This is a genomic window from Rhodococcus sp. PD04 (assembly GCF_035918275.1).
GTDB classification, from domain to species: Bacteria; Actinomycetota; Actinomycetes; order Mycobacteriales; family Mycobacteriaceae; genus Rhodococcus; species Rhodococcus rhodochrous.
The window spans coordinates 73815-99557 of record NZ_CP142144.1 but is presented as its reverse complement, the minus strand read 5'-3'; the positions used below and the strand labels follow the sequence as shown (position 1 = coordinate 99557).

Sequence of the window (25743 nt, the reverse complement as noted above, 5' to 3'; positions counted from 1 at the left end):
CATCGGTACAAGGAGGCTGCTCAGCGATAAACTAGACCACCGTCGATCAGAGGTGCCTGACCGGTCATGTAATCCGAATCAGGACCGGCAAGATACGATACGAACGCGGCTACGTCCTCCGGCGTCTGGGCTCTTCCGAGCGCAATGCCGCCGACAAATTTCTGGTAGGTCTCGCCCTTCGCAGCGCCGGTCAGTTCGGCGAAACGCTCGTCGATGGTCACCCACATGTCGGTACCGACAACTCCGGGGCAGTACGCGTTCACGGTGATCCCGTACGCCGCATATTCTTTGGCTGCAGCCTGCGTCAAGGCGCGAACCGCAAACTTCGTTGCACTATAGACACCGAGCATCGCGAAACCATCATGTCCAGCGATCGAGGACGCGTTGATGATCTTGCCTTTACGCCCCTCCGACTTGAATCTTTCCGCTGCAGCCTGGATCCCCCACAGTACGCCATCAACATTGACCGCCCAGATCTTCTGCAGATCCGCAGGGCGAACATCCGCGATCGGAGCAACCTGCGCGATACCAGCATTATTGACCATAACGTCGAGACTGCCGAGAGTTTCGTGCACATGGTTCACTGCCGCAAACACGGCATTACGGTCGCTGACATCGGCGACGAATGTGGTTTCCTTTCTGCCGATCCCACGAATCTCGGCGGCAACCGACTGCATGTTGGCCTCGTTCACGTCGACGAGCGCAATATCGTGTCCGTCCCGGGCTAGGCGCAGTGCGATGCCGCGGCCGATTCCCTGTCCGCCTCCTGTGACGAGTGCGACGGTCATGTTGGTCCTTCCTGAGATTCGGCAGTTGCCTTTATCCGGCTGCTCATGCGGAGCGTTCTCGAAGCCGTGGTTACGTGCCGCCCGACTGACACTGTGCCTGTCGGCCGCACGCCGTGAGTGTGGCTCGGCGAGGATGGAGATGGCCGAGGGGAAGCTGTGAACGTCAGTACCTGAGATGCACTCGCTGCGGTTTCCGGCTCGCTGAGTGTCGGCCGGCGTCGCCGGGCACCGCCATCTTTCGCCGGCGATAGTGCAGCTGTGTGCATCGATGCCTCCTGATGTCCTCCTGAGGTCTCCGCGATGGTGCAAGTATTCCTATCGGAGGTGGGGGAAGGAGTACAGAGTTGCACAGCGTTGCATCCGTACGGCGGCAGTTGAGCAGCCATCGTCGCCCAGTAATGGAATGGGCCGTGACGTCTCCAACGGCCTGAGCGTCGACTGTGACTCGGGAGAACCGTCCGGTTGCCTGATCGCGGTTCGGCGTACTCGGCGCTCTTGTCCGATTCGACGTGTGGGGTTCACGTGCACACATCGCTCGGTCACCTACTGAGAAGGTCAGTTCGTTGTGCGTACCTCGAGAGACGGTCTTGGTGAAGAAGCGAAGCAGCCCTACCGAGCACAGGGGATGCTGCGGTAGGGCTGCGGCCACCGCGCAGAGGGGGGCGGTGATTTCTCGGGCCGGTGACAGGGATTCGCCGACCCGGGGTACGAGGTTACTGCAGAATCCAATCATCGGAAAGCCCAGTGGGGGTGATGATTCTGCGCTTCGTTCTCGAGGCGCCGGTCTGCACAGGTACAGACGTGCAGATACGCGAGGACTGGAGGAGCACGCGGGGGCGATCTCCTGCAAGGCCGTGAGGGGATCGATGCAAGCGGACGTGTCGAGGCATTGGTAATGAGACGGTTTCAGCGCGGCGCGCGGGTTTCACGTCGAGTGCCGCGACGTGTCTTCAAATTCGCGGCACTTGTCCATGGCTTCTGTCGAGCCTCATGCACCCCCGCGGGGTAACAACTTGGATATCGGTTGCAACGCGCTGCAACTCTTTCAGAATGTGTCGTGAGTCACTACTACTCGAGGTATGAAAGCTGCTGTCTACTACGGACCCAACAAACTGGAAATCGCTGACGTTCCTGAACCGCAACCTGGACCGGGCACGGTCAAGGTGAAGGTAGGTTTCAACGGAATTTGTGGTACTGACCTGCATGAATACTATGCAGGCCCGATCTTCGTCCCGACCGAGCCGCATCCGCTGACCGGTCGGGAACTGCCGCTGACGATGGGCCATGAGTTCGCCGGGACCATCCTTGAGGTCGGCGCGGGCGTCACCGGCTATGTCCCAGGCGACCGAGTGGCGATCGAGCCGATCTACCGATGCGGGCGCTGTGCGCCCTGTCGGGCCGGAACGTACAACGTGTGTCAGCAGATCGGCTTCCATGGCCTGATGTCCGACGGCGGTATGGCGGAGTACACCATCGTGCCGGTCAATATGTTGCATCGACTGCCCGACAACGTCTCACTCGAACTCGGTGCACTGGTCGAGCCGATGGCAGTGGCGTATCACGCTGCGGCACTCGGTGACGTCGGGCCCGGCGACACGGCGATAATCTTCGGCGCCGGGCCCATTGGTATCGGACTGTGGTTCGCGCTGCGAGGCATGGGGCTCGAGTCGGTGTATGTCGCGGAACCGTCGCCGACTCGCCGCACTGCAATCGAGGCGTTGGGCGCCCATACCCTTGACCCGACCCAGGTTGACGTGTCTGCGTTCGTCACCGACGTCACGGGCGGCCGTGGAGCAGATGCCGCATTTGACGCAGCGGGTGTGAAGTCGGCAATCGAGGCTGCGACTGCGAGTGTCGGTGCACGGCGACCGACCATCAGCGTCGCCATCTACGAAAAGCCGTTGAACGTACCGCTACTGAACCTGGTAATGAACGAATCTCGGATCCAGGGCTCGCTGTGCTACACATCCACCGACTTCGAAGCCGTTATTGCGTTCATGGCGCAAGGTGTCTACGACACCACAGGGTGGGTCACCACAGTCAGAATCGATGATGTGATCAACGAGGGATTCGAGGCACTGCATGCGGGCCGGAAGATGAAAGTTCTTGTCGACCCCTCCGATGATATGTAGAAGTCGCCGTCCAGAGAGCATTGAAGGAACAGCCGGGAATGGCCCCGGAGGTATCCGCGGGCTTCGTCAACGATCTGTGATGTGTGTTTTGCCGAGCTGGCGCGGGTTGAACCGATGATGTAGGCCCTCGTGAAACGGTAGTTCGGCTGGAACGCAGTCTCCGGCGAGCATGGGACGGTCGGCGACCGCAGCCGCTGACACCCGGACAGACTCAGATAGGGAGTGACGCCCCGCCCGAAAGTTGTGGGGGTGGGGCACTCGGACCCCATTCCGCACATGCGTTCGGACCTGCTACGCAAAGAACGCCACCGCGAGTCGTTGCTACGGCAGAGTTTTTGCCGCCGTGGTGCCGTGCGGTCGCGGCGGTAATGATCTGCATGGTGGTCTGGGCAGCCGGTGAACCGCGGGGCGCCGAGGATGGTCTGCATCGACTGGAGCCGAGGAGTGGACCGCCACTGGCCGCGTACGTTGTGGACCTTTCGAATGAAGGCCGCTACGTCGATCGGATCATGCTGCACCTGCACCGATGCAAGCCGTGATTCTTGTGCTGTAGTGGACTGTTCTGTCAGGCGGTGCAGATTTCGTTGCGGATGCAGTGGACAGCATCCTTGTGAGCGGCTGCGATCTCCGGAGTGGCACCGGTTGCTGTGGCCTGGAGTAGGAGTCCTCGATGAACAGCGAGTACGCGGTGGGCCAATGACAGGGCGTTCACGACACTCGCTTGCTCGAGGGCCTGTGCCATCGGGGTGACCCATTCGGTGATGACAGGATCGACGAACCTGTTTCGAAGGTCATTGTCACGCATGGCTGCTGTGTAGATTTCGAAGAACATCGCCATCTGGATGCGACCCTGGGGGGTCGTGGTGTGCGCCCAGGAGAGCTCGAGTCCGTCTGCGATCACGTCGGCTACCACGTTCCGGGGCGGTGCCGTGGCGGCCGTTTTTTGACGTCGTATGCGCGATAGCAGTGCACGAGAGGTTTCGAGTTGGTCGGCGAGTACTTCGTCGACAATCTCCGAGATCAGATGCTCTCGGCTTTCGAAGTGGTGCAGAAGGTTTCGTGTCGATGTCCCGATTTCGTCTGCGAGCGGGCGGAGGGTCAATCCGAACAGTCCTCGTTCTTGCGCATAGCGCACGCATGCGGTGAGTAGCTCGTGTCGGCGTGCATCGTCCTTGGGGCGGCCCATGACACGAGTTTATACTACGATCGTTTCATAAAGGATGGAGGACGCCGTGAGGCACCCGACGAAGACCGAGATCATGTCCAGCCTTGTCAACAGCTCGCGCAACAAGGCCAAGTCGATGTCGTTCCCCAACAACTTCGACGAGGTGCAGTGGAGCGACCGGGACTTCTACGGATGGATCGATCCGCGTGCATCTCATCGCGCATATCTGGTCACCGACCATCGCAGTGAACTCGTCGCAGTCGAGTTCCGCGTCGCCGCTGTCGACCCGATCCGTACGCGCGGGGTCATGTGCAATCTGTGTCGCTCCATGCGGCGTAGTGGGGAAGCAGCGCTGTTCACCGCACAGAAGGCCGGGCCTGCGGGAAAGGCAGCCAATAGCGTCGGTACCTATATCTGCGTGGACTTCGACTGTTCGCTGTATGTGCGCAACGCAAAGCCGTTGTCGGATCCGCAACCGGAGCGTTCACTGTTCAGTGAGACACGAATCGAGAATCTACGTCGTCGGCTCGACGGTTTCCTCACCCGTATTGTCGGCGCTTCCTCGGCGGGCCGATGATGGCCGAAAACCGTCGTGGCCGAGCCCGAAGTGTCAACCGAACTGGGATCGATGCGAATTCGTACTCTATCGCGGACACCGATGTGCCCGCGCGACAGTCACGCCGGCGACGAAGGTCGCTGATCCGGTCGATGGCTGCTGGGGTGGGAGTGGTCGTGTCCGTGATCGGAGTCTCGACTCTGGTGGCAGGAGTTGCAGGCGTTTGGGCGTTGCATTCGCTGCGGTCCGCAGTCGGTGTGTATTTGGTGAAACCGTCACCGCAACGCTACGCCGATATCGCGCCGGATCTCATGGAGAAACGGTTACTACGCAGCAGGACCGGAATGGGCGGCGCAGCGCGCAGAAGTCGAGGCGAAAGCCGAAGGCGCCACGAGTATGGGGGAGATACATGCGCCCCTGGCGGCCGCAGTTGAAGCGGCCGGTGGCAAGCACTCCTTCCTTCTCGAACCGACGGAAGTCGAACGGTGGTCCGTCTCGGCTCTCGACGAGTTCTCTGCGCCCACCGTCACGACCGCGGATGGCATCACCACTGTGACAGTTCCCGCCGTGGGTGCGGTCTCGGAGGAGATGCAGCGTCACTACGCGCGAACCGCAGCGAGCGGCATCGTCGACGCCGCTGATCAGACTTGCGGGTGGATTATCGACCTGCGGGGGAACACGGGCGGGACGATGTATCCGATGCTTTCGGGTGTGACCCCGCTTCTGCCGAACGGTACCGCCATGACGTTCCGCACACGCACCGGGGCGGATACGCCCGTAACTATCTATGAGGACGGTGCCGGAATCGGCAGAACCGCCATTTCGGTCGGTGTCGTGACGAAGATTGCGGATCAACCTGTCGCGGTGCTCCAAGACGCTGAGACGGCATCGAGCGGCGAGGTGGTGCTCGCGTCCTTCCGAGGGCTCGACAACATTCGGTCCCGACTTAGGACATTTTTAGTACCCCGCGAAGCCGAGATCCGCGAGAATTTTCTGCTGAGCGGCTGGGATCTGCGGCGGGAACGACTCGGTGGCCCCGTTGATGACGATCGTGGAGGTCCGCAACGGCCGTAGCTGCTTGACGACATTGCCGATCCCCAGGCCGGAGTGGTCCTGAACCTCACGGGCGACGGCCAGCGCCGCGAACACGATGGTCAAGTGCGCCTTGATCGCATCGCGGGTGCGATGGAACATCGGTCGAGCTCGCAGATCGGTTTTCGACATCCGGAACGACTGCTCCACATGCCACAGATCATGATACTTCGCGATAACGTCACGTGAATCCATCACAGCGACAGGCAGATTCGAAACATACCCCTTCAAACCGACGAGGGAACGGGCCCGTTCGATACTCGCAGTATCCAGGCGCCGGCCCTTCGTGGTGACGGTGACGAACCGGGTCGCCTTCGCGGGCTTGGTGCCGTCGATGACAGCGCGGGCACGAGCTTCCTGCAGGTTGAGGGTCTGCGCATCGCGCACCGCACGTTTGCGTGAGTACTGCCAGACTGCTCGCCATCCGTTCGGATGCGTCGTCGGGTCCCACACGGGCTCGGCCCTGGTACGCACGTTGTTGACGGTGCTGCGCCCGTGACGTGGGGTGATGGTGTCGATGATCTGGCCGTCGGTGAACAGGTCGCCGTACCAGTGAAAATGCGAGGCGAGATCGCCGGGTGCTTTGGTGACACGGGAGCCGACGATGAACTTCACGCCGGCAGCATCGAGATCGGTCAGGTTCGCTGTTGACAACATGCCCGCATCGGCGGCGACGACCATCGCGGCGTCGCCCAGGCCGTGCCGCTGCTGGAACTGGCGCACGATCGGAACGATGGTGGTGGTCTCGGCGGTGTTGCCTTCGAAACAGCCGATTTCCAATGGGAATCCGGTGCGATCGACGAGCAGGCCGACCACGATCTGGGGATCGACGCGACGCTCCTTCGAGTACCCGACCTTGCGCAGGTCGTCTTCCTTCTCCGCTTCGAAGTACAGGGTCGTCACGTCGTACAAAATCAGGGACAAGTCCCCGCTGGCGGCGGCACGGGCGAAGCATCGCGTCGCGACGATGTTGCGGTAGTCGCGAGTGACCGACTCGACGAGGTGCCGTTGGATTGTTTTGTACGAGACTGTATCTGCACCGAGATCGTCGAGGACTCGTGCGGAGTCGGCTTTCGAGGTGGGTTCGACGATCCGGGCGATGACCAGATCTCGGAACACGGTGTCGCCCACCTCGTCGAACCCGAGTCGGTCGTAGACGGCGCCGAGCACCTCGTAGAGCAACCGCGAACTCGTGCCCAGTGTGCGTCCGGCCGGCGCCACCGTCGCAGCGGCAGTCCGCTCGGGTTCGGACCGCCAGTCGGCGACCTCGTCGACCCGGGCGATGCGGGTGGAGACCTCGAAGTCGAGTACGCCCTGCTCGCCGTCGACGATGCGGCGGGCTCGGGCGAGCAGCACACTCAGCTCGGCATCGGTGTGCGCCGACCCGACGTGTTCGATGATCTCGACCCGGCCACGGTTTTTGCGGGCGACCTGAACTGCGACCGCTCCCGACGCGGTCCGCACCTTCCGCACGTATGTCACGGCCGGGACGCTACCTGATTAGTACCCCAATCCACCCGACAGGAACGGCGAACATGCAGGTCACGGGGCCGAGCATCAATCTACCCGTCGGTAATGTCCTAACTCGGGCCTTCCGAGGGCTCGACAACATTCGGTCGTTCGGGACGAACAGCGCGGGATACACCTCTGCGAATTCGGCGCGACCCCTCTTCGATGGAGCGCTCCTCGTGCTTACCGAGAGTCCGTACGTCGACCGCAATGGCATGAGTCTCGCTGAGGTACCAATCCTGCCCGATTACGTCACTTCACCCGAGAATGCCGAAGAGACTGCACGGGCATGGCTGCAGGACCGAGGGTGCAACTGATGGAGGTGGAACACAGTGCAGGATCCGGTTCGGCAGAGACCTGCCACGACGTTTCTTCGCGACCACTCCGAGTGACGAGCATCGTCCCGTGACGGCAAGAGGACGAATGTACACCGGTGATGCAGCTGGTTCGGTCTTTATTGTTGTTTCCCTGATCGAAGCTGCACGTCGCCGGAAGCAGTGATAGGGGCGCGAGGGACGGACTCCACGTCCAGCACACTGAGAAGCATCAACAGGGCGGCCCCGACGACGAGGGCGATGTCGGCGACATTGCCGACGAACAAACCGTTGTAGTCGATGAAGTCCACGACGTGGCCGCGAGCGAAACCGGGCTCTCGTGCGACCCGATCGCCGAGATGGGTCACGGCGCCTCCGAGAAGAAGACCGACGCCTACCGCCCAGCTCGGAGTGCGTACACGCAGGGCCAACACCAACAGTCCGACGACGGCGATAGCCGCGATCATAGTGAGAACCCACGTGAACTCACTGCCCAGTCCGAATGCTGCACCGGGGTTGTACACCAGCTTCCATTGAACGAACTCGCCGACCACCGGCGTGGTTGCGCCCACGATCAGCGTCGTCTCGGCCCACCACTTCGTGAGCTGGTCGACCATCACCAGAGCTGAGGCCAGTACACCGATCGAAGCGGCGTATCGGATCCTCGATCGCGCGTTCACAACAGTAGGCAGGGACGTGGAACTCATACTGCAGATGCTTCCATCCGGTCTGCGCCCAGCGCACTACCGTTTGGTACGGCTCCTAGATCGAAGTGGCGGTGTGGCTTTCGGACCGCACAGAAAGAAGGAAGATGTGGTAGTTCCTGCGTCCAGAAGTGAACTCATTTCTGGGATCGAAAAGGCGTTCTCCCGGCTCTGCGATGACCTCGACCGGGTGCCGCCGGAGTCGGTGCGCGAGGCTGTCCTCGAAGGGCACGTCAAGGGCACTTCGATGAGCCCGGCCGATTTGGTGGCGTATCTGATCGGGTGGAATGAACAGGTTTTGACCTGGCACCAACGCCGCGCTGCTGGGTTGCCCGACGAATTTCCAGCTCAGGGAATCAAGTGGAACGAGCTCGGGCTACTGGCGCAACGCTACTATGCCGAGCATCAGGACGAGTCCTGGGCGAGTCTGCGTCTTCGACTCGCCGATGCAAAGAGAAAGATCATGGAACTGGTCGAGGGTTACTCCGACGAGGAACTCTACGGCTCGCCCTGGTACGGTAAATGGACTATGGGACGTATGATCTCGTTGAATACTCTCTCACCGTATACAAACGCACGTAACCGAATTCGGGAGTGTCCGATAAACGGTGGATCCGGCCTGGCATCGGTTAGTTGATGCGTCCTTCGAAAGTGATCGCGAAGGCATTGAGGGCAGGCTTCCACCTCATCGCCCATCGTGCCCTACCCCGACCGGTGGGGTCCAGAGCCCGCGTCGCGAGATAGAGACACTTCAGCGCGGCCTGCTCGGTCGGGAAATGCCCACGGGCGCGGATCGCCCGCCGGTAGCGGGCATTGATCGACTCGATCGCGTTCGTCGAGCAGATCACCCGTCGGATCTCGATGTCGTAGTCGAGGAACGGCACGAACTCGCTCCAGGCGTTCTCCCACAACCGCACGATCGCCGGATACTTCGGCCCCCATTTGGTGGCGAACTCGACGAACCGTTCCTTGGCCGCGGCCTCGGTCGGAGCGGTATAGATCGGCTTGAGATCGCGGGAGATCTCGTCCCAATGCTGACGTGGTGCGAACCGAAAAGTGTTGCGGATCAGGTGAATGATGCAGGTCTGCACCACCGCCAGTTCCCACACCGTATTGATCGCATCCGGCAGACCCTTGAGCCCGTCGCAGACGACGATGCACACATCAGCGACTCCGCGGTTCTTGATCTCGGTGAGCACCGCCAGCCAGAACTTCGCGCCTTCCCCGCCGTCGCCGGCCCACAACCCCAAGATGTCGCGTTCGCCATTGACGCTCACCCCGATCGCGACGTAGATCGGTCGGTTGGTGACCTGACCGTCGCGGATCTTGACGTGGATGGCGTCGATGAACACCACCGGATATACCCGATCGAGGGGCCGGTTCTGCCATTCGGTCATTTCCTCGAGCACCTTGTCGGTGATCCGGGAGATGGTGTCCTTCGACACCGACGCTCCGTAGATGTCCTGAAAGTGCGCCGAGATCTCTCCGGTGGTCAGCCCTTTCGCGCTGAGGGAAAGCACGATCTCGTCGATGCCGGTCAGCCGCCGTTGCCGTTTGCGCACGATCTTCGGTTCGAAGCTCGAGTCGGTGTCCCTCGGGACGTCGATCTCGACCGGGCCGATCTCGGTGAGCACCGTCTTCGATCTGGTGCCGTTGCGGGAGTTGCCGCTGCCGCGTCCGGCCGGGTCGTTCTTCTCGTAGCCGAGGTGCTCGGTCATCTCCGCATCCAGGGCGGTTTCGAGCACGTTCTTCGTCAACTGCCCGAGCAGTCCGTTCGGGCCCATCAGCTCTATGCCCTGCTCTTTGGCCTGGGCCAGCAGCTGCTGCGCCAACTCCAGCTGGTTCACCTCGTCCGCCATGGGCTCCAGTGTTTCCGTCATGGTCGATCCTTCCCGCCAAGCTCGCTGCTCGGCGTGTCAGGCCAACCCGGATCCACCGTTATTCAGACAGTCCCCCGAATTCGGCGTTGGCTTCGCGCTCTCTGACCGTTGTCGACGGTGTCCGGTGATCAGTCGGCGGTGCAGTCGTCCCCCGAACAGTCCGTATCGCCTATGCCAGGAACGTCGCACAGCGCGCCGGGAATACGGACTACGACGAGCCGTCTCGAGTTCAGGTGTCCCCCATGTTGACGCTCGTGTCAGTGAAGGTCCAGCAAGGCGCGCAGGGCGGCGACGTGATCGGTGAATGCTTGGCGCCCGAGGGGAGTGAGCGCCGCTGTCACGGGGCGGCTGGCTCCGTGGCGTTCCACTGGACGTGCACATAGCCGGCGTGCTGGAGGAGCGTCAACTGTTTGCTCAGAGCGGAGTCGCTGAGATGGAGAGTGTCGCGTAGGTAAACGAATTCGGTCCATTCGGTAGGTGCGAGCAGGGACATCAGGGACAGGCGCGGGGGAGCGTGGATCAGCTCGTTGAATCCGTCCGGCTGCACGACGGGGGGTTCATGCAGGACGTCCCGGCCGGATGGAGCGTCGATGGGCCAGCGGTGCCAACGTAAGCCAGGTCATCGCGGCGGCCAATCCACCGAGTGATCCGGGCCAGGGGCAGGCCCGCCCGGACGGCGCCTGCTCCGGCGAGAGCGCCGACGGCCAGCACGACGACTCCGGTTGCTGCTTGCGGGGAGGTGCGCACTTCGGTGCGGTTCGGCCGGGCCGGTGCGCCGCCGGTGAGGGTGGCTACTGCCGCCAACAGGCACAGGAGGGCGGCCAGTTGCACGATCGGGCGTAGCGGGACGGTCAGGTCGGTGCTGATACCTACCGCGGTGAACGCCAGTGCGGTGGTGATCAGATAGGACCGGGGCAGTTGGGCCGGTCGGGTCGTAGCGAGAATCTGGCTTCGGCGGGCGTGGATTTCCCGCAACGCGTCAAGGGCTTCGTCACGTTCATGGTTCACGATGGTGCCTGCTTCCTGAGGGCTACCTGCCGGTCGGGAAAGTAGGTTCATTGCGACTTTTCTGTTTGGCAAGTAGTGGCTTGCTTCGCACTGTTGTGTGGCGTGTGGCTCGTGACCTTCCGGGCGCTGGTCTGTGTGTGCTCCAACTGGGCGTTGCGACTCTCATCGAGTACGGACCGCAACGGCCACTTTTTTCACAACAAGCTCTGCTGCCAACTGCTCCTGCAGGGTGCGTCGATGTTCGTCGGGCGCCGGTAGCTCCTGTGTGGTCGGCATGACGGTGCGGACACGACGAGTCGGTGCGCCGCGTCTGCGGCGTCATCACCAAACTGTTCGTAGCCATGGATCTTGCGTTCGGTCGGGGAGGGCCGGTCCAGTCGAGTCGGGAGAGCCGGTAGGCCATCAGTCCCGCGGGAGATACGCACTTGCTGTGCTATCAGTGCCACGGGGGATCGAAGGTAGCTCGGTGGGCCGTAGATCGTGGCTCGTGCGCTTCGGGTCATTCATTCGTGCGCTTCAGGACATGTTCGTTCTCTGCTCGGCCACCTAGTGTTCCACCTCACAGTGATGCGACGGGGTTGCTCAACCGTCATCCAGATTGAACTTTGAAAGGTGGCTGTCGGCATGGCTGGTCTGCAAACAGTGCAAAAGATTGGTCCGGTGCTCGATCTGTTCACAGTTCAGCGTCCGGAATGGGGTGTTTCGGAAGTTGCAGCGGCCATCGACGTGCCCCGGTCGAGTGCTCATGCTTTGCTGGCCAGTCTCGTCGACACCGGGTTGTTGCAGTGCCGGAATCGCGGCCGATACCGGCTCGGCTGGCGCATCGTCGAACTCGGGGAAACGCTCCGCAGCACTGTGGACGTACGTTCTTGTTCCGCTCCTGTGTTGGAGGAGCTGGTCGAGAACTATGGAGAGACGACACACCTGGCCATCATGGAACGCTGGAGTGTCCTCTACGTCGACAAGGTGATCGGTACGCACAACATCACCGTGCAGGGGGCTCGAGTGGGTACCCGGCTCGATGCCCACTCCACAGCTGTGGGCAAGGTCCTGCTCGCGCAACTCGACAAGACTGAATTGCAGCGGTACTTGACAGCGCGTCCATTACGGCGACTAACACCGTCGACGACTACGAGTCCGCATGCCCTCGCCGACGCTCTGGAAATGACTCGCTCAACTGGTGTCGCGGTGGACATGGGCGAGACGGTGTCGGAGGTGCACTGTGTCGCCGCACCGGTTCGTGACGACATGGGTTCGGTGGTGGCTGCAGTGAGTATAAGTGTTCCGGCCACCCGATTCGCTTCGCGGCGAGCTCAACTCGAGCGTGCTGTGATCGCTGCCGCAAACAAGATCACTCGCTCTATTGCCGAGGCGGCGGACGTCGTTCCACTCGAATCCCGGAACCACCCATCGCTGGAGCCGGTCGGTAGCTGTCCCCGAGCGTCCTGACATCTGTATCAACCGCACGACACAACCGAGGAACTATGGATATTGCTGTTCAGAAGGCAGCGGATCGTCTGCTCGACGCGTATCGCACCGCCGAGCCGATCGACCCGCTGACACCCGAGTATCCCGACGCGTCCCTAGAAGTGGCATACCGCATCCAGCAGGCGCAGGTAGAGCAGTGGACATCGGCCGGCGATGTCGTCAAGGGACACAAGGTAGGCCTCGCGTCGCGAGCAATTCAGCGACAGATGGGGGTCGACCAGCCCGACTTCGGGCATCTCACCCAGAGCATGTTTCATCTGGAGCACCATCCCATCGCCAGCGGCACATTTCTGCAACCGCGTATCGAACCGGAGATTGCATTCGTCCTCGGTCGTCCACTGGCCGGCCCAGGCGTGACTGCCGCAGAGGCAGCGCGGGCAGTGGATTTCGTCCTACCTGCACTGGAGATCGTGGATTCGCGGATCAAGGACTGGAAGATCGGAATTTTCGACACCATCGCCGACAACGCCTCATCCGGCGGGGTCATACTCGGCAGTTGCCCGGTCTCGTTGGACCAGCTGGATCTGCGTCTGGCTGGCTGTAACCTGCACATCAACGGCGAGCTCGTCGCAACCGGTGCCGGTGGCGCAGTTCTCGGGTCACCGCTCAGTGCGCTGGTGTGGCTGGCCAACACGGTGGGTCCGCTCGGCGTGACCCTCGAGCCGGGGCATGTGGTGCTGCCCGGCTCGATGACCGGTGCGTATCCTGTCGCACCCGGCGATTCCATCGTTGCGACTATCAGTGGGCTCGGCACCGTCACCGCCGTGCTCGGCGGAAAGGACGAACAGTGACCGAGCAACTATGGAGCCCGGCCAAAGTGGCCGATGTTCTTATACGAGCGGAGGATAGCGGCGTCGCGCAGACGTCGATCTTCGCAGAGTGGGACGGTCTCGATCTGGCCGCGGCGTATGAGGCTCAAGATATTGCGCTGCAGATGCGGATCTCGCGGGGGGAGAGGGTCACCGGTGTCAAACTGGGTGTGACCTCCAAGGCGAAGCAGCGTCAGGTGGGAGTCGACTCGCCGTCGACGGCGTGGTTGACGGACGCGATGATCCTTCCGATCGGTGAGCCGGTGCCTCGGGAGAAGATGATCCACGCGCGTGCCGAACCGGAGATTGCGTTCGTCATGGGGCGTCGGCTCGAAGGGCCAGGGGTCTCGGCGGCGACTGCGCTCGCGGCGGTCGACCATGTGGTCGGTGCGATCGAAATCATCGACAGCCGGTTCTCGGGTTACAAGTTCTCCATGATGGATGCTGTCGCGGACAACAATTCGTCCGGCCGGTACGTCACCGGTCCCATCAGTGTGCGGCCGGATTCGCTGGACCTCGGTCTCGAAGCCTGCTTGCTCGAAGTCGATGGAGAAATCGTCGACTCAGCGACGGGAGCTGCTGTGCACGGCCATCCGGCGGAGGCACTGGCTTTCGCGGCGAACACCCTCGCCGAGCGTGGCCTGGCAATCGAGCCGGGCTGGGTGATCCTCACCGGGGGGATGACGGATGCGGTTCCGATCCGGCTCGGGGCGCGGATCGCTGCTCACTTCACTCATCTCGGTACCGTAAATGTGTCAGGAGGCTGATGATGCCGTTCATCGACGTGACTATTTCCGCAGGGCGTTCGCCCGAACAGCTCCGCGCACTGATACATGAACTCACCGTTGCCGCCCAGCGGGCCGTGGACGCGCCGTTGAGCAATATTCGGGTGGTGCTGCGTGAAGTTCCGGCTACTCACTTTGCCGCCGGTGATGTGACGATTGCAGAACGATCTCCTGCTCAATGACTTTCGCTTGATTATCCCGAACGATTTTCGTGTCAATGCAAGCGAGTCGGGACAAGACGATGAGTGCAAGGGCCAAGTAGATCGGGGTTGGGACGGACCGCCCTGTTCCTTTTCTCGTTCGGGGAGTCGCTATGACGACGACACGTCCTCGCCGGCAATGCCCTTGACCGGGGACAGGCGAGCAACGTCGCAGATGGCTGCGGTTGGTCGTCGCAGGCGAGATCGTCGGAAATCTACGAGGGAGTCGACGAGATTCAACGCTGGTGCCGGCGCGTCCGATTTGCGGACGCGCCAGCACGCCGGGTAGACGAGATTGCTCAAGGGCTTACCAGTGGTTGATGAACTCCGTTGCGGGAGTGCGGCAATCGCTATTGGGGTACATGATGAGGGCTCTATGTCAGAACGTGGCGGTCTGGTCACCCGTTGTCGCTGCCGGTGCTGGTGCCGAGTTGCTGCATGCGGAAGTGCAGTGGGCTGATCCCGAAGCGACGTCGGAACGCTCGACTGAAATGCGAGACATCGCGGAAACCTACGCGGACGCTGATGGTAGAGATCGTGGCGTCGGTGCTCAACAAGAGTTTGCGAGCTCGCTCGAGCCGCTGTTGATTCAGCCATGTGCGTGGTGTCGTGCCTGCTGCGCTGAAAAGTTTGTGGATGTACCGCACGGACATTCCCAGTTCGGCTGCAAGGTCGCTGATCGAGCAATCGGGGTCTGTCATGTGTCGTTGCATTGCCTGCTGTATGACTCGAAGGTCCTTGTTGTGAACTCGTTTGGTGGTGTTGAACGGAGTTGTGCGTTCACTGATGGCGGATACGAGTAGGTCCATCGCGCACGCGGCAACGGAGGCTGAGGAGTTGGGCGAAAGGAGGGAGTCGTCAGTTGCCATGTCGACGAATAGGCGAGAGACGTATCGGCTGATGCCGCTGCGGCCGGAAAAACCTTCTCCGGTAATCTCCGCTACGGCGTCCAGGGGAAGATGTGGCGCAAACACCGCGCGCGGGGCGCGGACGACAATCTGCTCGAACTCGGTCTGGGCGTCGACGATGAACGGCGCCGATGAGTCGAGGATTCCGAACGCCCCGCTTTCGAGCTTTGCGGACCGAGAGTGTTGACCGATGACCGCTGTACCGCTCGTGATCAAGCACAGTAGGTAGTCGTCGTTGGGATCGGACGAGATCATGTTCGGGGTGCGGATTACTGTGTGTGGGTCTGCGCGTACGACACTGACTGTGACGTCGACGAAGGGACGCACCGACAGTTCCGCCCCGAACGAGTCCGATATGTCAGGCCAGTCGACGTCGAGTTCGCAGTATGTCGAGTCGAGTGTGTCTATCCACCGCGAACGTACCTCGCTCGATTCGAGATCGCGTGTGCTGAGTACGACCTTGGGGTTGGCCTTGTCGGTGCAATCGGAGTCATTGTTCTGTGCACTGTCGGTCATGTCGCTGCTCACCTCCACATTCTAGTGTTGCAGATCACACCGGCTTCGAATGTAGGAGGTATTCGCTCCCCGGAGTCAAGCCCACAGGTTCCACGTCCGCACTCGTCCCGAACGGAGTAGATCGTGACCCGCGCTGCTCCGCCTGGGCCGATTGGATCACCTAAAGGAGTGACACCGACCGGAACCCCATGACGCTCGACTTCGCCGCGAAGCACCCGTGTCCTACGTCCGCGTAGTCGGCATGCATCGGTGTCGATCTCGCGAACTGTCTCGACGGAAGAGTTCGCGGTAGAGGGCGCAGGACCGGCTCGACTGTCGGCATGAGCCGCGGAGGTGGCCCGGAGCGAATCGGGCCACCTGTGTGGGTCAGCGGTGTTCGGTTCGATAACGGCCAGGGCTGGAACCGTATGCGGCGCGGAATGTGCGGCTGAAATGGGACACATCGCGAAAGCCTGATTGCTCACTCACTTCGGCGACTGTCAGATCAGTGCTCAGGAGGTACTTACGTGCTCGCTCCACCCGTGTGCGGTACAGCCAGGCGCGGGGGGTCGTGCCTTGCTCACGGAAAAGGTTCTGAATGTGTCGCACAGACATCCCCGCTTCTGCAGCGACCCTGGATAGTGATAATGCGGGATCGTGTAGCTGTCGCTCGACGATCCGCTGCACTTCGGCCAGATCGCGCGCGTGACTGATCTTCGTCGGGTCAGTCTCGGTGGCGCTGTCGGTGAGGGCGGTGACCAGCAGGTCGAGAGCGACGGATGATATCGAGACCGCTGACCCCGTCGGCAGTGTCCGGTCCTGTTCAGCGACGTCGAGGAGGAACCTGCTCACGAGTCGGCCTGTTCCCGAGATCCCACTGATGGGCAGCCCGGTTCCCTGCTCGAGTGCTCGCTGGGGTAACCGCGCTTCGAGTAGGGGTCTGGGAGTGTCGATGACTACCTGACGAAAATTCGACTCGGCTTCGAATTCGAACGGGGCGGCGCAGTCCAGTAACGCGAACGATCCCTGCTCGAGAACCCCGCTGCGTCCGTTCTGGGTGACGCGGACGTTACCTTCGGTCACCACCAACACGAGGAAGTCTCCCGCGTCGTCCGAGCGCACCATCGCCGGCGAACGGATGACCGAGTGGACGTCCGCGCGCATCGTGCTGACATGCAGTTCTACGATGGGGTGACCGCCCCATTCTGCGATGAACGGTTGGCGTGGATTGGGCCATGCCAGGTCCGACTCGCAATAGAGGGTGCCGACGGTGTTCGCCCACAGATTACGGCCTTCCGTGGAGTCGAGTCCTCGCGTATCGAGAGATACCACAGTGGGTTTGGTGGATTTGCGCGTGGAGTCACTCCATCGTTCGCGCTCAGTCATGTTTATCGGTACCTCCGGAATCTAGTGTTCCGTGTCACAGGGAGCTGGCTCTGTACGGACCGTCGAGTACGGAATTGCCTCGGAGCGGCGCCTGGATTCGCATCGGCCGAGAACACCGTCTCGGTCTGAGCTCGACAACAGGAGTGAGCACGTGACGACGCCAACTATTCTCGAGACCTCCACCGGAACCCCCAATGATGTCCGGCCGATGACCGGCGCGGAGTACATCGAGTCCTTGAAGGATGGACGCGAAGTGTATTTCCGCGGAGAACGTGTCCCGGATGTCACGACTCATCCGGCTTTCCGGAATTCGGTTCGCTCGATCGCTCGGATGTACGACGCGCTTCATACCCCCGAAGCCCAGGGGGTGCTGGCGGTGCCGACCGATACGGGTAACGGTGGATTCACGCACCCGTTCTTCAAGACCGCCCACAATTCCGACGATCTTCTTCTGTCCCGCGACGCGATTGTCGCGTGGCAACGTGAGGTGTACGGGTGGATGGGCCGGTCGCCCGACTACAAGGCCTCTTTCCTCGGGACCCTCGGTGCCAACGCGGACTTCTACGGTGAGTACAGGCAGAACGCACTCGACTGGTACAAGAAGGCGCAGGAGCGGGTGCTCTATCTCAATCACGCGATCGTCAATCCGCCCATCGACCGTGATAAGCCTGCCGACGAGACCGCGGACATCTGCGTACATGTGGTGGAGGAAACCGACGCCGGCGTGATCGTTTCCGGCGCCAAGGTGGTGGCGACCGGCTCTGCGATCACCAATGCCAATTTCATTGCCCATTATGGACTTCCGCTGCGCAGCAAGAAGTTCGGGTTGATCTTCACTGTTCCGATGGACTCGCCGGGCTTGAAGCTGTTCTGTCGGACGTCCTACGAGATGAACGCTGCAGTGATGGGCAGCCCATTCGATAATCCCTTGTCGAGCCGCTTCGACGAGAACGACGCGATCATGGTGTTCGATCGTGTGCTGGTTCCGTGGGAGAACGTGTTTGCCTATGACGCGGACACCACGAACGGATTTGTGACGAAGTCCGGGTTCATGGCTCGGTTCATGTTCCATGGTTGTGCACGCTTGGCGGTCAAGCTCGACTTCATCGCCGGCTGTGTTCTGAAGGCGGTGGAGACGACAGGTACCAACAATTTTCGTGGTGTCCAGATGCAGATCGGCGAGATCCTCAACTGGCGCGATATGTTCTGGGGCTTGTCGGATGCGATGGCCAAGTCTCCCGATGAGTGGGTGAACGGGGCTGTGCAGCCGAACCTGAACTACGGTCTGGCCTATCGCACGTTCATGGGGGTGGGCTATCCGCGGATCAAGGAGATCATCCAGCAGACGCTCGGTAGCAGCTTGATCTACCTGAATTCGCATTCGAGCGACTGGGGTAACCCCGAAATCCGGCCCTACCTCGACCAGTACGTGCGCGGGTCCAACGGCATCACCGCTATCGATCGTGTGCAGCTGCTCAAGCTGCTGTGGGATGCCGTGGGCACCGAGTTCGGAGGTCGGCACGAGCTGTACGAGCGCAACTACGGTGGCGACCACGAGGCCGTCCGCTTCCAGACATTGTTCGCCTACCAGGCCCAGGGACTGGATACCGAGCTCAAGGGCTTCGCCGAGCAGTGCATGTCCGAGTACAACGTCGACGGGTGGACACGTCCGGACTTGATCAACAATGACGATCTGAAGATCGTGCGTGGTTGAACGGGACGCGACGATGACGAGCACGACCATGACCGACAACACCCCGAACGGCGAGATCGAGGTCACCCCCCTGCAGATGCGGAAGGCCCTCGGCCGATTCGCCAGCGGCGTCACCATCGTCACCACCGCCGAAAGCGAGGACGACGCGTCGGTGCACGGTATGACGGCCAACGCATTCACCTCCGTTTCGCTCGACCCCCCGCTTGTTCTGATATCCATCGCGAACCGAGCCAAGATGAACGAGCGGATCAACAAGACCGGCAAGTACGGTGTTTCCATCCTGGCGACAGATCAGGAGCCGTTGTCACTGCACTTCGCAGGAGCTGCCCATCAACCCGATCTGGTGCGATTCGTCTGGCGTCGGGAGGTTCCTCTCCTCGAAGGCGCGCTGGTGCACCTGGCCTGTTCGGTGGACGCCTCGTATCCCGCCGGTGACCACACGTTGCACGTGGGCCGAGTGGAGCAACTGTGGTACGACGACGGACACCCGCTCGTCTTCTACACCGGTAGCTTCCGCTCGCTCGAGTTGCTGCGCGACGACCCGTGGGGGTTCTGAGCAAACCCCTCGGACAGGGAGTGGGATCGCCGAAGGTCGATCCCACCCCCTTGCGGTATCGGGTAGATCAGATGGACGATCCGCTGCTCGCGCGAGCGGCAATTTCGTCAGCGCGCACCCCCGCTGCTGAGTGGCCGCCGATGAACCAGTTCGCCGGGTCCACCTCGATGATCCGACCACGGACGACCGAACGCGGCACTCCGAGCACATCGACGATCAGGTCGGTGAACCGGGCCGCGAGCTCCTCGCGCTGTGCGCGGGGACGACCCGCCAGCACGATGGCTGTGAAGTACGGTGCAGCCGTGCTGCTCTCGGAGGCAACCGCGCCGGCGACCGCGACATCATCGGCGGTGTAGCGGACGATGAAGGTCCGAACTCGTTCGAGCGGGGAGTCGATAACCTCCGAATAGCAGTGGCTCGCCTCGACAAGCAGACGGTGCCGCTGCTCGGCGCTGAACCGTCCGTCGAGCAGATGGAAATGTGCGACAGGCATGAGAGGGCCTTTCGGGAGTGGTGCTCTACTGGACGCCGTGGCGTGTGCCGGCGTCGACGTTGAGGACGCTGCCGTGCAGCACGCTCGCCTCGGGGGCGAGCAGCATCTCGAGGATCCAGCCGAGCTCGTCCAGCGTCGGTAACCGGCCGAGCGTGGTCTTGGCGCGGTAGCGCTCCCAAATGGTGTCGAGATCGCGGCCGGTCTCGGCGGCTTCGGTTTCGACGAATTTGCGGAGCCGTGGCGTGTCGACCGGGCCGGGCGCGATGGTGTGTGTGGTGATGCCCTTCGGTCCGTACAGGGCGCTGAGCTGGCGCATCAGATTGAACACTGCGGCGTTGACGGTGCCCGGCGCGGCGTCGAGCGGGCCGGGTTCGAAACCGAGCGATCCGGCGACGGCGACGAATCGCGATCCGGGGACCAGCTGGCCGCGGACCGCGTGCAGCAGCCGTACCAGCCCGCCGACCTTGATGTTCGCCCCTACAGCAAGATCGCCGGGGCTGATGGTGTCGGCGGAACCACGTACCGGCAGACCCGCGGCGAACACGGCCATCCGGATCGGCGCGTCGACATAGGCGGAGATCGCCTCGATCGCACTGTCGTCGCTGATGTCGGCGACACAGGGGATGATCAGGCTGTTTTCGGCTGCAAGGGTTTTGAGGTCTTCGGCGTTGCGCGCGACCGCGATCACGCGTAGGCCTCGACGGACCAGGCGTCGGGTGAACTCGGTGCCCATCGCACCGGTGGCGCCGACGACGACACACAACTTGGGGCAGGTCACGGGTGATTACTCCTCGGGGAGGAACGGGGACGGCCGGTGCAGCACCTACTGCACCGGCCGCCCACGTGAATGAGTCGAAGGACCGGATCAGCCGCGCAGCCGAAGGGTCACGGCGCGCGGTTCGGTGAAGAAGTCGCGGGAGTACTGACCGCCTTCACGTCCCAGGCCGCTGGCGCCTTCGCCTCCGAAGGGGAGACGCAGGTCGCGTTCGAAGAAGCAGTTGATCCATACGGTGCCGGCCTTCCAGCGCGCGGCCATCCGGTGGGCGCGGTCGAGGTTCTGGGTGAACAGCATCCCGGCCAGGCCATAGCGTGAGTCGTTGGCGATGCGCAGTGCCTCGTCTTCTGTGTCGAAACCCAGGACGGTTTCGACGGGCCCGAAGATCTCCTCTTGCGCGGTTCGGGAGTCGTTGGTCAGCCCAGTGATGACGGTGGGGGGATAGTAGAAGCCCTTGGCGTGGGCGTCGCCGGTCAGACGGGCGCCGCCGGTGACGACTTTCCCGCCTTCCTGCTGCGCGAGTTCGACATAGCCGTGGACTTTGTCGAGATGGCGTTGTTCGATGAGCGGGCCGATGAAGTTCGACGGATCCTTCGGATCGCCGACGCTGAGCTTGTTCGCCTCGTCGACGAACCGCTCGAGGAACTCGTCCATGATGCTGTTCTGCACGAGCAGTCGGGATCCGGCCAGGCACACCTGTCCGTTGCCGCCGAAGATCGCCCGGATCGACATCGGTACGGCCACGTCGAGGTCGGCGTCGGCGAAGATGATGTTTGCGGACTTGCCGCCCATCTCGGCCGAGACCGGCGTGTGGTTGGGTGCTGCTGCCTGCAGGATCTTGACTCCTGTGGCACTCGACCCGGTGAAGGTGATCCGGTCGACTCGCGGATCGGAGGTCAGCGGGCCGGCGACGGCTTCGCCACCGAAGCCATGTACTACGTTGAGTACTCCGTCGGGCAGTCCGGCTTCGAGTGCGAGTTCGGCGAAGCGGTGTGCAGTCAGTGGGGTTTGGGGTGCCGGTTTGAGGATTGCGGTGTTGCCGAACGCCAGGGCGGGCGCGATCTTCCAGGTGGCCAGCATCAGGGGTGCGTTCCAGGGGCTGATCGCCGAGACCACGCCGGCAGGCGGGTAGAGCACATAGGACAGCAGATCCCCGTCGGGGTAGGCCTCGTTGGCGGCCATCGACGCGTAGTCGGCGAAGAACCGCAGGTTGTGCGCCACGCGCGGGATTTCGGCGTGCAGGGACTGGTTGATGCCCTTACCGCCGTCGCGGGTTTCGAGCTGGGCGAGTTCTTCGCGGTGCTCGTCGACCTTGTCGGCGACCGCGTGCAGGATCTTTGCGCGTTCCTTCGGCGACATCTGTGGCCAGGGTCCGCTGTCGAAGGCGTGGCGGGCGGCGGTGATCGCTGCTTGTCCGTCTTCGGCGGTGCCCTTGGGTACGACACCGAGTAGCGACCCGTCGTGCGGATCGATCGATTCGAAAGTTGCTCCGTCCGATGCGTGCTTCCATTCGCCGCCGATGAGATGACGGACCTGTGTGGTCGACGGTGCGTTGTGGGTGTGGGTCATGACAGTCTCCTGTGTCAGACTCCGGCGCGGGCCGGGAGTTCGTAGGTGCGGCCGGCGAGCTCGGAGGCGACGTCGATGATCATGTCCTCCTGGCCGCCGATGACACCGCGTCGGCCGAGTTCGATCAGGATGTCGCGGGTGGAGACACCGAATTTCTTCGCGGCGCGTTTGGTGGGGTGGAAGAACGTCGAGTAGACACCGGCGTAGCCGAGGATCAGCGCGGTCTCGTCGACGATCTGGGGTTCTTTCATCAGCGGCGCGACGATGTGCTCGGCGGTGTCGATGAGTGTGAACAGGTCGACGCCGGTGTCCCAGCCGGCTCGTTCGAACGCGGCGGCCAATACCTCGGTCTGGGCGTTGCCGGCGCTGGCGCCGAGCCCGCGCAGAGATCCGTCGATGAATGTCGCCCCGTTCTCCGCGGCGGCCAGAGCGTTGGCGATACCGACCCCGAGGTTGTTGTGGGCGTGGAAGCCGATGTCGGCGGAGATCGCCTGCCGCAGCGCGGCGACGCGCTCGCCGGCGTGCTGCGGCACCATGGCGCCGGCAGAGTCGACGACGTAGACGACGTCGGCGCCGTAGGAATCGAGCTTGGCGGCTTGCTCGGCGAGCGGCTCGGGGTCGAGTTTGTGGCTCATCATCAGGAACGTCATGACGTTGAGGCCTTGTTCTTTTGCCCATTCGATGGGTTGCTGGCCGCAGTCGGCTTCGGTGCAGTGCACCGCTACCCGGACGGTTTTGATGCCCGCGTCGATCGCTCTTTGCAGTTCGGCGAGGGTGGCGATGCCTGGCACGTAGAGCGCGGCGATGTCGGCGTTGTCGACGGCGTCGACCGCGGCGCGCACGTACTCGGGGTCGGTGGCGGCGGCGAAGCCGTACTGGATGGACGAGGCGCCGAGGCCGATGCCGTGGGCGACCTCGATGGTCGGGATGCCGGCCTGATCGAGTCCGCGGGCGATATCGGCGACGTTCTGCGTGGTGAACTGATGCGAGACCGACGACATGCCGTCACGCAGCGTGGTGTCGACGAGGGTGACCTTGCGGGGTGTGTCGGTGGTGGCGGTGGTGGTCACTGGATTGCTTCCTTGACGAGGTTGCGCTGGGCCATGACGTCGGCGACCTGCACGGCGGCGGCGGTGATGATGTCGAGATTTCCGGCGTAGGTGGGCAAGAAGTCGCCGGCGCCGACGACCTCGAGCATGACGGTGACCTGGTCGCCGTCGACGTCGACCAGGCGCAGGGTGTAGCCGGGGACGTACTGCCGGACCTTGGCGACCATGTCGATCACCGCGCGCTCGATCGCGGCCGGGTCGGGGTTGCGGACTTTGGCGTAGACTGTGTCGCGCATGTTCATCGGTGGTTCGGCTGGGTTGATCACCGAGATGGCCTTGGCTCGATCGGCTCCGGCGACCTGGGCAAGTGCCTTGCCGGTTTTTTCGCTGAATTCGCTGAGGTTCTGCCGGGTGCCGGGTCCGGCGCTGTGCGAGGCGATGGCAGCGACGATCTCGCCGTAGGACGCGTCGGCGACCTCGTTGATGGCATACAGGATCGGGATGGTGGCCTGGCCGGCGCAACTGACCATGTTCACGTTCGGCGCGTCCAGGTGCGTGCTGAGGTTCACGGCCGGCACCACGTACGGGCCCACTGAGGCAGGTGTCAGATCGATCGCGCGGATGCCGGCTTCGGCGTAGCGCGGGGCAGCGGCGGCGTGGACTTTCGCTGATGTCGCTTCGAAGACCACGTCGGGAAGGTCGGGCCGGTTGAGCAGCCAGTCGATTCCCTTTGCGGAGGCCTCGAGGCCTTCCTGTCGGGCTCGTTCGAGCCCCTCGCTGGTCGGATCGATACCGATCATGTACATGGGATCGACGTGCTCGGATCGCAGCAACTTGTACATCAAGTCTGTTCCGATGTTGCCGGATCCGACGATCGCAGCTTTCAATCGACTCATCTGTGCGGCCTTCCCTGAACTCTCGGGTGATGGGCTCGACGCTAGGAAGGGGTTGCTGGTCGGAAGGCGGAAATCCCGTGGTCCTGAACATGTGCGCGGTCGAGCACGTCCCTGTTCGGTTATCCCGGATGTCGACGACTGCCTGGTTTGCATCGCCGCAAGCTCGTGGTCACCACCACAGCCGGTGCAGCTCGCCCGGACAGCTCAGATCAGGAGTAGCCATGACCGAACTCACTGCTCGATTCGATATCGCGCATCTCGCCCGCGCCGAACTGTTCACTCCCAAGCCGCAGGAGACGCTCGACTTCTTCACCAAGTTCCTCGGCATGTATGTCACTCATCGGGAGGGGCAGTCCGTATACCTCCGCGGCTACGAGGATCCGTACCAGTGGAGCTTGAAGGTCACCGAGGCACCCGAGGCAGGAATGGGGCACGCCGCGCTGCGCGCGAGCTCTCCGGAAGCACTCGAACGTCGGGTGGCATCGCTCAAGCAGGGCAACGTCGACGGTAAGTGGAGCGAGGACCAGTTCGGCTACGGCAAGACCTTCGAGTTCCAGTCCCCGGATGGACACAACCTGCAGTTGTTGTGGGAGGTCGAGAAGTACGTCGCCCCGACGGAACTGCAGAGCAAGATCCTTTCGCGTCCTTCCAAGAAGCCGCTGTCGGGTATTCCGGTCAAGCGCATCGATCACCTCAACCTGATGGCGTCGAATGTCACCGAGCTCAAGGAATCGTTCGAGCGGCACCTGGGGTTCCGGACCACTGAACGTGTCGTCGACGGCAACGTCGAGATCGGGGCGTGGATGAGCTCGAATCTGCTCGGTCACGAAGTTGCCTGTATGCGCGACATGACCGGTGGGAACGGCAAGCTTCATCACGTGGCGTTCTACTACGGCACCGGACAGCACCTGGCCGACGCGGTCGAGATGTTCCGTGACTATGACATCCGAATCGAGGCTGGTCCGGATAAGCACGGCATCACTCAGGGTCAGTTCCTGTATGTGTTCGAGCCCGGTGGAAACCGTATCGAGCTGTTCGGTGAAGCCGGCTATCTGCATCTCGATCCTGACGCTGAGACCAAGACCTGGCAGATGTCCGACATCGATACCGGTCTCGCTGTTGGCGGTGCGCAGCTGCCGTGGGAAACGTACTTTACGTATGGCACTCCCAATCCGCTCGCGCTGGATCAGCACATCGAGAAGTTCGCCCACTTCGGTCCCGGCGCGCCGATCGAGGATCCGGATGTGGCTGCTGCCGAGCAGGCCATCCCGGACGACATCGACCACTCGCGGGCGGTTTCTGGTTCGCCTGCCTGATTGGGATCGTGCACCCGCTCGACCGCGATCGTGTGATTGTTGTTGAGAGCCGGAGGTCTCCGATGTGGACGGTGAGTCGAACAACTCTCCACATCGGAGACCTTTGTGTGTACAGGAGCGCTTCCCATACAGAACTTCCGTTGGTGTAGTCGAGTC

Annotated in this window: 26 protein-coding genes; 12 read left to right on the top strand and 14 right to left on the bottom strand. The window is 62.4% G+C overall.

From position 1 onward, the window contains the following. Positions 1 to 20 precede the first annotated feature (20 nt). Positions 21 to 788, bottom strand: a complete 768-nt coding sequence (locus U9J23_RS24870) for an acetoin reductase (protein WP_106201804.1) — start codon at positions 786 to 788, stop codon at positions 21 to 23. 1079 nt (positions 789 to 1867) lie between these two features. Here U9J23_RS24870 and U9J23_RS24865 point away from each other — a divergent pair. Then, positions 1868 to 2920 (top strand): 2,3-butanediol dehydrogenase, encoded by a 1053-nt coding sequence (locus tag U9J23_RS24865; RefSeq protein ID WP_272268808.1) that lies wholly within the window; start codon positions 1868 to 1870, stop codon positions 2918 to 2920. Positions 2921 to 3485: 565 nt separating this feature from the next. Here the strand turns inward: U9J23_RS24865 and U9J23_RS24860 are convergent. Then, complete coding sequence (locus U9J23_RS24860; RefSeq protein ID WP_106201802.1) at positions 3486 to 4106, bottom strand: TetR/AcrR family transcriptional regulator; 621 nt, start codon at positions 4104 to 4106, stop codon at positions 3486 to 3488. A 34-nt stretch (positions 4107 to 4140) separates the two neighbouring features. Between U9J23_RS24860 and U9J23_RS24855 the strand changes: the two genes are divergently transcribed. Further along, on the top strand, positions 4141 to 4662 hold the full coding sequence (locus tag U9J23_RS24855; RefSeq protein WP_106201801.1) for an FBP domain-containing protein: 522 nt from the start codon (positions 4141 to 4143) through the stop codon (positions 4660 to 4662). 375 nt (positions 4663 to 5037) lie between these two features. After that, positions 5038 to 5715, top strand: a complete 678-nt coding sequence (locus U9J23_RS27800; protein WP_106201800.1) for a S41 family peptidase — start codon at positions 5038 to 5040, stop codon at positions 5713 to 5715. Here U9J23_RS27800 and U9J23_RS24850 read toward each other — a convergent pair. Continuing rightward, on the bottom strand, positions 5599 to 7215 hold the full coding sequence (locus U9J23_RS24850; RefSeq protein WP_272268806.1) for an IS1634 family transposase: 1617 nt from the start codon (positions 7213 to 7215) through the stop codon (positions 5599 to 5601). The genes U9J23_RS27800 and U9J23_RS24850 overlap by 117 nt on opposite strands. Here U9J23_RS24850 and U9J23_RS24845 point away from each other — a divergent pair. After that, positions 7209 to 7559 (top strand): S41 family peptidase, encoded by a 351-nt coding sequence (locus U9J23_RS24845; protein ID WP_326603111.1) that lies wholly within the window; start codon positions 7209 to 7211, stop codon positions 7557 to 7559. The two genes, U9J23_RS24850 and U9J23_RS24845, sit on opposite strands and share 7 nt — an antisense overlap. Positions 7560 to 7696: 137 nt before the next feature. Here the strand turns inward: U9J23_RS24845 and U9J23_RS24840 are convergent, their stop codons facing one another. After that, on the bottom strand, positions 7697 to 8263 hold the full coding sequence (locus U9J23_RS24840; protein WP_106201798.1) for a signal peptidase II: 567 nt from the start codon (positions 8261 to 8263) through the stop codon (positions 7697 to 7699). Positions 8264 to 8336: 73 nt separating this feature from the next. Here U9J23_RS24840 and U9J23_RS24835 point away from each other — a divergent pair, with 73 nt between their 5' ends. Continuing rightward, positions 8337 to 8897 (top strand): ClbS/DfsB family four-helix bundle protein, encoded by a 561-nt coding sequence (locus tag U9J23_RS24835; protein WP_326603108.1) that lies wholly within the window; start codon positions 8337 to 8339, stop codon positions 8895 to 8897. Here the strand turns inward: U9J23_RS24835 and U9J23_RS24830 are convergent. The 3 genes from U9J23_RS24830 to U9J23_RS24820 form a co-directional block, all read right to left on the bottom strand. Beyond that, on the bottom strand, positions 8890 to 10140 hold the full coding sequence (locus tag U9J23_RS24830) for an IS256 family transposase (RefSeq protein WP_106201760.1): 1251 nt from the start codon (positions 10138 to 10140) through the stop codon (positions 8890 to 8892). The genes U9J23_RS24835 and U9J23_RS24830 overlap by 8 nt on opposite strands. Before the next feature lie 337 nt (positions 10141 to 10477). Next, positions 10478 to 10633, bottom strand: coding sequence for a transcriptional regulator (locus U9J23_RS24825; RefSeq protein ID WP_326603309.1), 156 nt, complete (start codon positions 10631 to 10633; stop codon positions 10478 to 10480). A 26-nt stretch (positions 10634 to 10659) separates the two neighbouring features. After that, the gene (locus U9J23_RS24820; protein WP_145964760.1) at positions 10660 to 11148 is read right to left on the bottom strand and encodes a hypothetical protein; all 489 of its coding nucleotides are present in this window, start codon (positions 11146 to 11148) and stop codon (positions 10660 to 10662) included. Between the two features lie 624 nt (positions 11149 to 11772). Between U9J23_RS24820 and U9J23_RS24815 the strand changes: the two genes are divergently transcribed. Genes U9J23_RS24815 through U9J23_RS24800 form a run of 4 tightly spaced genes read left to right on the top strand, consistent with a single transcriptional unit; the run spans position 11773 to position 14412 of the window. Then, complete coding sequence (locus tag U9J23_RS24815; RefSeq protein ID WP_106201919.1) at positions 11773 to 12597, top strand: IclR family transcriptional regulator; 825 nt, start codon at positions 11773 to 11775, stop codon at positions 12595 to 12597. Between the two features lie 35 nt (positions 12598 to 12632). Continuing rightward, positions 12633 to 13427 (top strand): 2-keto-4-pentenoate hydratase, encoded by a 795-nt coding sequence (locus U9J23_RS24810; RefSeq protein ID WP_024102200.1) that lies wholly within the window; start codon positions 12633 to 12635, stop codon positions 13425 to 13427. Then, positions 13424 to 14212: a 2-keto-4-pentenoate hydratase gene (locus U9J23_RS24805; protein ID WP_106201796.1), complete on the top strand. Its 789-nt coding sequence runs from the start codon at positions 13424 to 13426 to the stop codon at positions 14210 to 14212. Before U9J23_RS24810 ends, U9J23_RS24805 begins: the two co-directional genes overlap by 4 nt. Positions 14213 to 14214: 2 nt before the next feature. Further along, complete coding sequence (locus tag U9J23_RS24800) at positions 14215 to 14412, top strand: tautomerase family protein (RefSeq protein WP_106201918.1); 198 nt, start codon at positions 14215 to 14217, stop codon at positions 14410 to 14412. 416 nt (positions 14413 to 14828) lie between these two features. Here the strand turns inward: U9J23_RS24800 and U9J23_RS24795 are convergent, their stop codons facing one another. Both U9J23_RS24795 and U9J23_RS24790 read right to left on the bottom strand, forming a co-directional pair. Further along, positions 14829 to 15854 (bottom strand): AraC family transcriptional regulator, encoded by a 1026-nt coding sequence (locus U9J23_RS24795; protein ID WP_106201917.1) that lies wholly within the window; start codon positions 15852 to 15854, stop codon positions 14829 to 14831. Between the two features lie 366 nt (positions 15855 to 16220). Beyond that, the gene (locus U9J23_RS24790) at positions 16221 to 17219 is read right to left on the bottom strand and encodes an AraC family transcriptional regulator (protein WP_326603100.1); all 999 of its coding nucleotides are present in this window, start codon (positions 17217 to 17219) and stop codon (positions 16221 to 16223) included. A 208-nt stretch (positions 17220 to 17427) separates the two neighbouring features. Here U9J23_RS24790 and U9J23_RS24785 point away from each other — a divergent pair, with 208 nt between their 5' ends. Then, complete coding sequence (locus U9J23_RS24785; RefSeq protein WP_272269863.1) at positions 17428 to 18933, top strand: 4-hydroxyphenylacetate 3-hydroxylase family protein; 1506 nt, start codon at positions 17428 to 17430, stop codon at positions 18931 to 18933. A 28-nt stretch (positions 18934 to 18961) separates the two neighbouring features. Continuing rightward, complete coding sequence (nphA, locus tag U9J23_RS24780; RefSeq protein WP_272269862.1) at positions 18962 to 19489, top strand: NADH-dependent flavin reductase; 528 nt, start codon at positions 18962 to 18964, stop codon at positions 19487 to 19489. A 67-nt stretch (positions 19490 to 19556) separates the two neighbouring features. Here the strand turns inward: nphA and U9J23_RS24775 are convergent, their stop codons facing one another. The 5 genes from U9J23_RS24775 to U9J23_RS24755 form a co-directional block, all read right to left on the bottom strand. Further along, positions 19557 to 19982 carry a tautomerase family protein gene (locus U9J23_RS24775; RefSeq protein WP_106201793.1) on the bottom strand — a complete coding sequence of 142 codons (426 nt, stop codon included), beginning with the start codon at positions 19980 to 19982 and terminating at the stop codon, positions 19557 to 19559. Positions 19983 to 20007: 25 nt separating this feature from the next. Then, positions 20008 to 20760, bottom strand: a complete 753-nt coding sequence (locus U9J23_RS24770; protein WP_106201792.1) for an SDR family oxidoreductase — start codon at positions 20758 to 20760, stop codon at positions 20008 to 20010. Positions 20761 to 20847: 87 nt separating this feature from the next. Continuing rightward, positions 20848 to 22326 carry an aldehyde dehydrogenase gene (locus U9J23_RS24765; RefSeq protein ID WP_033098446.1) on the bottom strand — a complete coding sequence of 493 codons (1479 nt, stop codon included), beginning with the start codon at positions 22324 to 22326 and terminating at the stop codon, positions 20848 to 20850. Between the two features lie 14 nt (positions 22327 to 22340). After that, positions 22341 to 23396, bottom strand: coding sequence for a 4-hydroxy-2-oxovalerate aldolase (gene dmpG / locus U9J23_RS24760; RefSeq protein WP_106201791.1), 1056 nt, complete (start codon positions 23394 to 23396; stop codon positions 22341 to 22343). Continuing rightward, positions 23393 to 24271 carry an acetaldehyde dehydrogenase (acetylating) gene (locus U9J23_RS24755; protein ID WP_106201790.1) on the bottom strand — a complete coding sequence of 293 codons (879 nt, stop codon included), beginning with the start codon at positions 24269 to 24271 and terminating at the stop codon, positions 23393 to 23395. Before U9J23_RS24755 ends, dmpG begins: the two co-directional genes overlap by 4 nt. A gap of 221 nt (positions 24272 to 24492) precedes the next feature. Between U9J23_RS24755 and U9J23_RS24750 the strand changes: the two genes are divergently transcribed. Continuing rightward, positions 24493 to 25587, top strand: a complete 1095-nt coding sequence (locus U9J23_RS24750; protein ID WP_272269860.1) for a VOC family protein — start codon at positions 24493 to 24495, stop codon at positions 25585 to 25587. Positions 25588 to 25743: the final 156 nt, after the last annotated feature.